Source organism: Mycoplasma leonicaptivi ATCC 49890 (genome assembly GCF_000622205.1).
GTDB lineage: Bacteria > Bacillota_I > Bacilli_A > Mycoplasmatales > Metamycoplasmataceae > Mycoplasmopsis > Mycoplasmopsis leonicaptivi.
Map to the genome: position 1 here is coordinate 1 of NZ_JHWE01000027.1, position 11,214 is coordinate 11,214.

Annotated in this window: 9 protein-coding genes; 7 read left to right on the plus strand and 2 right to left on the minus strand. The window is 21.7% G+C overall.

Annotation, left to right across the window (positions count from 1 at the left end):
- The coding region (locus tag BU00_RS0102035; RefSeq protein WP_027121282.1) for an alpha-amylase family glycosyl hydrolase at positions 1-1,438 on the minus strand (1,438 nt) is incomplete at its 3' end.
- 222 nt (positions 1,439-1,660) lie between these two features.
- Between BU00_RS0102035 and whiA the strand changes: the two genes are divergently transcribed.
- The 4 genes from whiA to BU00_RS0102055 all read left to right on the plus strand — a co-directional run bounded on the left by whiA (position 1,661) and on the right by BU00_RS0102055 (position 8,635).
- On the plus strand, positions 1,661-2,530 hold the full coding sequence (whiA, locus tag BU00_RS0102040; protein ID WP_027121283.1) for a DNA-binding protein WhiA: 870 nt from the start codon (positions 1,661-1,663) through the stop codon (positions 2,528-2,530).
- Between the two features lie 178 nt (positions 2,531-2,708).
- Complete coding sequence (locus BU00_RS0102045; protein WP_027121284.1) at positions 2,709-3,374, plus strand: deoxynucleoside kinase; 666 nt, start codon at positions 2,709-2,711, stop codon at positions 3,372-3,374.
- Entirely contained in the window at positions 3,374-4,033 is a 660-nt protein-coding gene (locus BU00_RS0102050) for a deoxynucleoside kinase (protein WP_027121285.1), read from the plus strand. The genes BU00_RS0102045 and BU00_RS0102050 overlap by 1 nt, the downstream gene beginning before the upstream one ends.
- Before the next feature lie 243 nt (positions 4,034-4,276).
- Entirely contained in the window at positions 4,277-8,635 is a 4,359-nt protein-coding gene (locus BU00_RS0102055; protein ID WP_156926421.1) for an RNA polymerase beta'' subunit family protein, read from the plus strand.
- A gap of 62 nt (positions 8,636-8,697) precedes the next feature.
- Here BU00_RS0102055 and BU00_RS0102060 read toward each other — a convergent pair whose 3' ends face one another.
- Positions 8,698-9,396 carry a hypothetical protein gene (locus BU00_RS0102060; protein WP_027121287.1) on the minus strand — a complete coding sequence of 233 codons (699 nt, stop codon included), beginning with the start codon at positions 9,394-9,396 and terminating at the stop codon, positions 8,698-8,700.
- Positions 9,397-9,668: 272 nt separating this feature from the next.
- On the opposite strand from BU00_RS0102060, the gene BU00_RS0102070 reads away from it, so the two are divergent.
- The 3 genes from BU00_RS0102070 to BU00_RS04520 are packed head-to-tail and all read left to right on the plus strand — an operon-like array spanning position 9,669 to position 11,196.
- Positions 9,669-9,932, plus strand: a complete 264-nt coding sequence (locus tag BU00_RS0102070; protein ID WP_036458910.1) for a hypothetical protein — start codon at positions 9,669-9,671, stop codon at positions 9,930-9,932.
- Complete coding sequence (locus BU00_RS0102075) at positions 9,877-10,860, plus strand: hypothetical protein (RefSeq protein WP_051521846.1); 984 nt, start codon at positions 9,877-9,879, stop codon at positions 10,858-10,860. The genes BU00_RS0102070 and BU00_RS0102075 overlap by 56 nt, the downstream gene beginning before the upstream one ends.
- A gap of 6 nt (positions 10,861-10,866) precedes the next feature.
- Positions 10,867-11,196 (plus strand): DNA cytosine methyltransferase, encoded by a 330-nt coding sequence (locus tag BU00_RS04520; RefSeq protein WP_051521847.1) that lies wholly within the window; start codon positions 10,867-10,869, stop codon positions 11,194-11,196.
- Positions 11,197-11,214 lie beyond the last annotated feature (18 nt).

Genomic DNA, 11,214 nt, shown 5'->3' on the forward strand with positions numbered 1-11,214 from the left:
GAAGCAAAATGTTGAGTTTATCTCATAGAGTCATACCATCGTGACAAGCTGAATAAGCAAGATTCATTCCAATATTATCTGCAAATAAACTATATGTATCATTAGCGTGTGAAACACCTTTAAAATCATAATCTTTTATGTTTCCAACAATAGAAGATACATATTTTTTAAATGATTCTTCTGAAAATTCATGAATTAAACCTTTAAAGTAACCCTCGTGTTCTGAACCCTTAATAGCATCTCTTAGTGTATCATTAAAATAACCAAAATTAATATTGTTACCACGAACACCTTTTATATAAGATTTACTGTGTTCAAGATCACTAAAGGGTCAGGCTTCACCATGTAAAATAATGTTTGGATTTATCTCTCTAAGCTCTTTTGCGATTTCATCAATTGTTTCAAAATGGTGGAAGCAACTTAAATCAAATCTAAAACCATCAACTCTGAATTCTTTAACAAAATATTTTAAGGAATCAATCATTAATTTACGAACCATATATCTTTCATCTGCAAGTGGTGGATAGTTTACTGGAAATTGTTTAGCAAGATTTCTGTAATAATATCCTGGTAAAACATTGTTTAATATTGTATTTGTCATCATGTGATTGTACACAACATCTATAATAACAGCAATACCTTTTTGGTGTGCTTTTGATATAAAATTACGAAACTCTTTAATTCTTGCATATGGATTTTGAGGATCACTTGAATAAATTCCATTAATTGAAAAATAATTATGTGGATCATAACCTCAATTATAATTAGTAGTTCATCCTCTTCCATGACCTTTGCTATAAATACCTAAATCAAATTCGTTAACGGTATATGCTGACTGAATTGGTAAAAGTTGTAAGTGAGTTATATTTAACTCTTTTAAATAATCAAAAATTTTATGGTCGATAGCAGCATCAAATGTACCAAGTCTGCTTTTAAATCTATCTTGTTCTAAACCACTTGTAAAATCCCTAATATGTAACTCATAAATATATGGATCAACTGAATTATTTAAGTTAGATTTTAATTGCCTTGGTTTTGGTCCTGCTTCTTTTGATTTTATGTTTACTAAAGCTCCTTTACCAACACCATTTTCTTGGCCTTTTCAATTAAATGGTGCTAATGAAATAACATAAGGATCAAGTGCTAAGTTAACATCTCCATTAGACTGTGTAATTTTAAATTGATAATAGAAACCTTCAAAACTTAGATCAATATTTACAACTCATGTATATCTTACCTTTGTCATCGGAATAATTTCAACAACTTTTTTGGTATCTTCTTTGTCATAAACTAATAAATCTATCTCTTGTGCAAAAGGTTGTCATAATTTAATTTGAATATTATTTCTTAAAAATTTGACACCTAAATCATCTTTTTTATAAGGATATTTTTTATCAAATCTTTGGAAAAATTCTACTGATTTTTTGTATAACTTCATAGTGTTAAAATTATATTAAAACTATTTAAATGTATATCAAATTTTATATATTCTTGATATAACAAATATAAATATTGATAAATAAGTATCTTTTATTCAAGTTTTATGAAAAAAATAAAGATTTCAATATAACAAAAATTGAATTGTTTTAATTATAAAATACTGAATCGGTTTTAATAATACTGCTGAAATATAGTAAAATATAAAAACGTAGGAGGTAGTTTGAAGACAAAAAATTCAGTTTCTTTTTCTGCGGAAATTAAAAAAGAAATTCTTTTAAATATAAAAAATAAGCAAGAAATTTTATATTTTTTCTATGGATTAATTTATGCAAACGGCATTTTTGACAAGGATTTTATAGAAATTAATATAAAAAATGATTATATTTTAAATAAAATTATCTCTAAACTTGAAAAAATAAAAGTTTTTTTAAAAAAGAAAAATAACACAAAAAATAAATATTTAGTTCATTCTAATTCTTTTAAAGAAATTAAAGAAATTAATTTTGGAGAATATTTATCTCATTTTTTTGGTGGAATTTTTGTTGGGAGCGGTTCAATTTCAGATAAAAATTCTACATCATATCACCTTGAAATTTGTACTCATTATGATGAGTTTGCGCAAAAAATAATAAATAAACTTAATGAATACAATTTTAATTTTCAAATTTTTAAAAAAACAAACAAATATAAAATGTATATAAAAAAGATTGATGAAATTTTAGATTTTTTGTCTGCGATAGGCACAAAAAAAGCTTGATTTGAACTTCAAAACCTTAAAATAAAAAGAGATTTTGAAAATGTTTCTAACAGAATAAATAATATTGATTTTTCTAATTTACAAAAAATCGCAAATAGTTCTATTAAACATATTGATAATATTAATTACATTTTTGAAAATAATTTAGAAAGTATTTTTAATGAAGATCAATTAATGTTTTTTAGAATAAAACTAGAAAATCCTTGAATTTCCTTGAATAACCTTGTTGATATTTTTCAAAAAGAGAACAATATTAACATTTCTAAAAGCGGAATTAATCATTGATTAAGAAAATTAAATTTAATTGTTGTAAAACATAAAAATATGCTATAATATTATCAATGCTTACGTAGTAAGACTGAGATATTTGCGGATATCACTTCTTGAGTTATATACACTCCTTTCACATAATAATATTATTAAAAACCTATTTCATAGGTTTTTTTTATTATTTATTTTAATTCACTTTATAATTTGCTATACTAAAAAACCAAACAAAAAAGGAGAAGTTATGATTATTGGTATAAGCGGAATGATAAGTAGTGGAAAAAGCACTTTAACAAGCAAATTAGCTAAATATTATAAAAATTCAATGCTTTTAGAAGAATTTGAAGAAAGCAACACTGTTTTTAATACATTTTTAAAATGATTGTATGAAAAACAACCAAATTTAACAATGGGATTTCAAACATATGTTGTTGAAAACCATACATCAAAACTTGCTGATTTAATAAAAGAATTTAAGAACAAGGGCAATAACAAACAAGATGATATAATTTTTCTTGACAGATTTAGTATAGAACATTATATTTTTGCACATGTGAATCTTAAACCTAAGGGAGAAAAATATCTTTTAGGATATGATGCTTTATTTGAACACTTAATTACAGATGATGAAACACCTGATCTCGCAATATATTTAGATATGTCTTATGAAACTTTTGAAAAAAGGCTTTTTGCCCGTGGTAGATCTGTAGAAATTCAAAACTATGAACTAAATAAATCGTATTTTAAAACACTATTTAGTGTTTATAAAGATTTATTTATTAAACAAGCAAATAAATATAATTTAAACTATCATATTATTGATACTGATAATTTAAATGAGGAACAAGTGTTTAGTAAAGCAATTCAAATAATTGATAATTTTATGTCTTCTTCAAAGGTTACAAAGTAATGAAAATTTCTATTAGTGGAATGATTGGTTGTGGAAAATCAACTCTTTCCAAAGCGCTTCACAAACATTTTAAAAATTCATTTTTATTAGAAGAATTCAAAGAAGGGGATGTAGTTTTTAATACTTTTTTAAAGTGAGTTTATGAACAAGAACCAAATATTGATATTGCGTTTCAATCGTATATTATCGAATCGCTATCAAACTCATTTAAAAAAGCAGAACAAGAGTTTTTAAAAAATTATAATCATAAAGATAATTTTATGTTTTTAGACAGGTTTAATGTTGAACACTTTATATTTGCTGCTGTGACTCTTGATAAAAAACCTAAAAAATATTTAGAAGCATTCGAAAAACTTTTTGATCATATGATAGATTTAAAAGATAATCCTGATTTCGCAATTTTTCTTGATGCAAATTTTGAAGTTATTAAACAAAGAATTCTAAAAAGAGGAAGAAAAGTGGAAATAGATAATTTTAAAAATAATGAAAATTATTTTTACAAATTACATTTAATATATAAAAATATGTTTGTAGATTTATGTGATAAATATAAAATTAAATATAAAATTATTGATACAAATAATAAAACTGATAAAGAAGTTTTAGAAGAAACAATTTCTATTTTAAAGAATAAAAAAAGTCACAATTGTGACTGTTAACATAAAGCGTTTTGCTCGATGTCGGCTCTGGTATATTATATAATATATTTTAAAGTTTTGCTAAAAATTAAAAAGACACAAATAATAAAAATTTGTTGTGTCTTTTTTTCATTTAAATTTCAATTTGTTTTTTAGAATAAAATTTACAATATATTCAGTAAATAATTAAATAAAACTATATTATAATGCTTAAAGAAAATATGAATTTTGATTCATATAGAAAAAATGAACTATAATATTTTAATGAAAAAAATTAAGACTAACAAATTATTAATAATATATTCTGCACCAATCATTTTGTCATCATTATTTTTAACTAGTTGCACTAAAATAGATAAATCTAAGAAAAATACAACAATTGAAAATATTATATTTAGACAAGAAAACATTAATTCATTAACGATTGAAATAGATTTAAATGATAAAATAAATTCAAATGAAATTCAAATTATATTTAATGAAAATTTAAATTATAATATAAAAATATTTCATCAAAAAGTTGTTGTTTATATCAATGGTCTTGAACAAAATAAAAAATATAATATTAAAGAGTTAATTATTAAAAATCAAGTTTTAAATTTAGATCATTTTAACAAAGAATTTTATATTAATAAAAATAATGCAAAAAACAATAATATTCTAATTTCTGGTATTATATTTGAAAATATCACTCAAAATTCCGTTGATCTAAGTATCAATTTTAAGAATTTAACTCAAGAAATTGAAGATGTGAAATTTCAAATAAATAATAATTTAGTAATCCCACAAATAATAGATTTACAAAAAAGTAAATTTAGAATTAGTAATTTAAATAGTGATACAACATATAATATTCAAAGTATTATTTTGGATAATAAAGAAATTTTAATAAAAAATAATAATGTTTTTAAAACTCTTGTTGACACAAGTTCAAATTCTTCAAATGTAGAATCTAAAGACTTTTATATTAAAAATGTTTTTTTTAATGAAATAAAACAAAATTCTGCTGTTATGAACATCTCTTTTAGTAAAAAACAAATAAAAGAAATTCAAAATAATACTTTTGAAATTTTATTAAATAATGGTAATTCTTTTGTATTCGAAAATTACTCACCAGCAGAACAGTATAATTTTTTACTAAATAACTTAGAATCAAATACTGAGTATTCAATTAAATCTATTAAATTTAATGGAGAGTACTTAATTATAAAAAATAATTATTCATTTAGAACTTTAAGAACTATTCCAAACAAAAATAATTTATATGAATCTTTACAAAATAAAAAATTAAATTATCAATTTTATGATAATTACTTAAATATAGAAAAAATAAAAAGTTTTAATTTTACTAATAATGAAGTCTATAAAAATTATTTAAAAGAAGAAAGTAATAAGAATCAATTTTCTAATCAAACAGATTCTGTCAATCCATTTGAAAACGAATATGAACTAATTAATAGTTTTACAAATGAAAATAATTTAACTGCTTATTTTAAAATTTTAAAAAATAATCCAAATTCGTTTTATGTAAATTATCAAGACTTAAACAAAAATCATTCTCAACAAGTTTCGAAACAATTATCAAAAGTTCAAGAAAGCATTTATAAACTAACTATTGAAAATATTAATGATAATTTTGTTTTAATAAACTCAATATCTCAAAATAATTCTACTCTGAAAAACAAAGAAATATATGTACTATTTAACAAAAAAACAAATGAAAATTCAGATAACTATACTATTTCAAATAATTCTGAATGACATGCATATGATAAAACTGAAAATAACACAACAAAACTTTATTATGATTCAACAATATATTCAAAAAATAATCAAAATTTACCTGAGTTTTATTGAAAATATTTAGATAAAAATAATAATGTTCAGTCTGTTAAATTAGATTCTGGTAATTCTTTATCCTCTCAATTTAGAGTAATAATAAATGATAAAACTGCTTTTAAAAAATCTATTGGTTTATTTTTTAAACAAAATCAAGATATGTTTTATATAAATAATCAAGAAGAAATTAAATTACTAAACGATACAAAAGAAAACCTTATTGATGCAAAAAATAAATATAAATTGGATATTTCAAAAATTCAAGAAAATCAGGATAAAATTCAAATTAACTATAATTCTAATTTATTCGATAAATTAACAGATGTAAAACTTATTATAAAATCTACTAATCCTTTTGAACCGTTTGTTTTAAAAATAGATACTGAATTAAATAAAAATAATAATACAATTTCTTTTAATAAAAATTTATTACCATCTGAAATTAATGAATTTATTATAACTAATTCAATAATAAATAATGAACACTTTAATACATATTATTTAAATGATAGTTTTAAATTCAAAATTAATAAAAATTATAGTGAATTGACTTTAGAAAATTTTAAGGTTACAAAAGATTCAAACAACTTGTTCGGACACTTAAAATTTAATTTTACAGATCAAAATATAAAATTCTTTAAAAATAAGGTCTTTAAATTAGTTTTTGATGTTGATACAAATAAAAATAGTTCTTATGAAATTAATTTTATTGATAAACCTTTCGTGTTTGTTAATTTTAAAGACTTAGAGGATTTTAAAATAAATAAATTTCAAGAAAATATAAAATATACACTTAAAAACATCTCCCTTGTTGAACCATATACTTTTAATGAAATCGTTCCTGAAATAAATAAGACACAAGATTATACTTTTGTAAACATATATGATGACCAATTAAATAAAGACCAATTTAATGAGGAATTTATTAATTTCTTAAATACTTCTAATGTGGATTTCACACAAGAAAATTTTTTAAATTTAATAAAATATCAAAACTTATATAAAACAAATTCTGATATTTTACCTTATAAAGAAAAAGTATTTTTTAATAACACTAAAAATATTGATTATAAAACCTATATACCAAGAGAGATTTTAGAAAAAACAATTTTTAAAATAAATAATCATTCTGCAACTATTACAAAAGACTTATCAGAAATAAATAATCTTAATTCCTTTGAAAAAGAAAATCTTATTTTTTCTTTTTCATTTGAACTTGAACTTTCTTTCAAAAAACCAATTGACAATTATAAAAATAAATATAAACCTAATTCAGTTGTACATATTGATTTACCATACAGTCAAATTTATCAAAAGAAAAATATTCAAGATTACAAATTTTATATTAACTCGTATTTTGAGAATTTAAATGTAACTAATGTGTTTTATAACAAAATCAAAGATTTATTTAGTTTTGATTTTGAGCTAATTGATGATAAATTAATACTTAAAATCAACAACAAAAAGAATATCAAAATATTTGATTCAATTGTTTCACATAATTTATCTATTGCTCAATCTGCTTATTTAGGTAGTTTATCATATAAAATAAACTATGTTGGTGATAATGAATTTATTTATAATCAAAAACCATTAGAAAATCAAAAATACACAGGGTTAAACGAGAAAATTACTGAGCAATCAGAATATAGTAATGTTAATACAGAAAATAACGCTTTAAGATTGTATAAAGAAGATAAAGATAAGGTAATTGATACTTATAGACAAAGAGCATTTACCTTTAAAGATAATGGTGGTTCTTGAACAGTTATTGGTAAAGTTTTACCAAATAATCCAAACGATTTTAGATTTTATATAACAAGTAATGATCACGTTTGAAAAACTTTACAAGATGCAACTCAAAGAGATAAAATAAATAATCCAACTATAAATAAAATAGATAAACTTATTGATATTAAAGTACCAAAAATAGTTGATAAACAAACTGCTACTTCTAATAATTCAGAAACATATGTAAGTAATTTTTCAACCAAATGAAAAAATGAAATAGAATATAAATTTGAATTAATAAGCAACTTTTTTGATCCAAATGAATTTCAAGAAATTAATAAATTAGTTTTAAATGATTTAAAAACTCATGGTGGTGTTGATAAATTTTCTGATAATGTTTTTGCTATTGTAGATTTTGCTTTTTTCTTTAAAAACTTTGAACTCAATAAGTCAGAGAACTGAATATATAAAAACCAAAAATTGAATCAAAAAGAAATAGAAATAGTAGAATTTATCCATAATTTATTAAATATAAAAACACTTCAAGTTTCAAAATTAAACAAAAATGTAAATAACAATATAAACTTCAATTATTATATTGCTGGTTTTAGTGCTAAAAAAACTGCAAATCAGTTTTCACCTTTGGACAACACAACAAAAAGATGACGAGAATATTTAATTGGTAATTCAATCAAAAATTTAACCCCGCCTATATATGAAACTAAACTCTTTGGAAGAATTCAAATGAATAATCCTTTTATAACAACAAATACAAATAATGTCGACATTTCTGGTGGTTTTTCAGGTAGTGGTCTTTATGATTCTCAAGGTAATTTTGCTGGTTATCATGTTTTAGGTGATCCTGATGATGGATTTTCAAATAAATATGCTTTTTTAATTGATACACAAGAAAAAACTATTTTTGGAGATGGAAGTCAGACTTTTAATCCTATTTCTTTTTATGAAAAAATAAGATTATTATCATATTTATATCCAAATAAATATTCTAGTCAAGATTTTAAAAACAAACCAGAATGAGATGATAATGGCTAAAATCTATTTTTAAATCAAAACCTTTCTTCTCTATGTAGAAGAAAGGTTTTTGGTAAATTATATTAAACTGTTATATTAATTCCTTCTGTTTTATTATTTGTATTTGCGTAAATAACCTCACCAGATTTATGTTTTAAATAAGTAACATTATATGAACCTTTTTCAAATTCTTCAGCATAACCACTATATTGATTACTTCCATGGTCGTTTGATAAAGTAACTGGGTATTCCTTATTATTTACAATTAAAACATATTCTCCATCTAAATCAAAACCAGATTCAAGTGGTTTATCTAGTGAAACAACAAAGTTTATTCTTTTTAAACCAGAATCAGATGTTATATTAAAAGATCTTGCTATTGCTTTTTCTTTTAAAACACTAGGTTTATTTTCTGTTTGTGTGGAATTTGTTGGTGATTGATCTTTTGAAGGTTCCCTAGATGTTTCATTTGATTTTGAATTTTCCACTGGTTGATTTAATTCATTTGCGTTATCTGTGCTGCTTGTTGTGCTTTTCGTGGTATAAGGCGCTTGTGTTGTATCTTGTGTTTGCGTAGAATCGTTATTTTCCTTAGTTGTTTTTTCTGATGTTGTTTGTGTTTTAGTAGTATCGTCTATTTTAATATTATCGTTGTCTAATTTTTGATTTTCTTCTTCTTTATTTTCATCTTTTTTAATAGTTTTAGTGCATGAAGCAGCTAAAGTGCTAATTGGTAATAATGTTAATATAAATAAATTTAATATTTTTTTAATTTTTTTCATTTTTCCTCCGGTTAATTAATTATATATATTTTTAAAAAGGTAAAATTTTTTCTAAATTTCTTATTTTTTCTAAAAAAGATAATTTTATATTAAAAAAATTGAAAATATTATCTTTTTTAATAAACAATAAAAATAATGATAAAAAAGTTTAAAACTTTTCTTTTTCATTGTTTTAAAATTAGTAAAAATTTTTAACACAAAACGGCAAATAAAGTAGATAATAATATAGTTTGATATAATAGAGAAAATGTAATTTTTAGAGGTTGTTTTATATGAAATTTAAATCAGAACAGATAAATTTAAATGGTAAAGTTATAATTGATTATGATCAACCAATTTTAAAGAAGAAAGAATTCTTCGAAATTTTAAATACTTCTCTTCAAAATACTATTTCTGAAATTAAATATCAAGGTAAAAAGGTTTTTTGTTATTTTCGCAACAATATTAAACACTATTTTATTTGTGTTTCACTAACATATCTTGGAAATCCACATCCAATTTTCAAAAAAAAGAATTCAATTAAAAAAATGATATAAAGATTTTATAAATGATTATAGTAGTTTAAATAGTAAAATATACATTTTTGGTATTTATAGATATAAAAATAATATTTTATTTTGTGATTTTAAAATAAAAGATTATATTAATAATAAACTTAACTCTTCATCCGCTCATGTATATATCAATGATTTATACCAAGCCTTAAAATATAATATTTTTAATAAAATAGACTTAAAAAACAATCATATAAACGTCTTTAAAAAAGAATTTTTATTAGATTATTTAAATGATTCAAAAAATAATGATTCATTTTCTTTTTTCACTCAATTTAATAAAACTTTTAAATTTAATAAACAATTAATCGCTATTGATTGTATTAAAGAAATGAAGGAAAATAATTGATATCAAGCAAAAGGTGTTGAATGGGTTGGATGATTCCTTGAATTTAAATTTAATCAGTTTATTAATGATAATAATTTAAAAGAATTTATTTTAATGAAAGATTTTAAAGATAAATTTAAATTAGATTTTGACTTATTTTTTACAAAAGATAATTTTTATGGAGATTTAAAATGCTCTGATCTAACTAAAAAACAAGCAATAGGAAATGATCAAAAAAATACTTTAAAAGCAATTGAAAAATATAATAAACTCTGGTACATAATTTATGAACATACAACATTAAAAGACAAAGACTTTAATAATGAAATGGCAAAAGCAAGAATGGAATTATTTAATATTAAAGATAATAAAATTTCTTATGCTAATAAAATGAAACATTCTGTAATATTTAAAAAAATGAGAATTTTTGAAATAAATCAAAATAATTTTAAATATATTTTGAGTGATTTTAAACAAAGACATAATTCAGGTAAAAATAAGAATCCAAGAAATTTAAAATTTTTATTAAATAAAGACAACATGAATAATAGTATTATATATACTTACACAAAGGAGGATTAATTATATATGAAGAAATTTACATTTATCGATATTTTTGCAGGTATTGGTGGTTTTCATCAAGCAATGGAAAATTTAGGTGGAAAATGTGTTTTTGCTAGTGAAATAGATAAGTACGCAATAGAAACATATAAGAAGAATTATGGAATAGATCCAGAGAACGATATAACAAAAATTCAACCACAAGATATACCCAAACATGATGTATTATGCGCTGGTTTTCCTTGTCAACCTTTTTCCAAAGCTGGTGATAGACTAGGTTTTGAAGACAAAATTAAAGGGACTTGGAAGCGTAGATTATTTTGTGTAAATTCTCTTAATAGCAAATATTTAATTTAAAATATTTATATTAGGAGA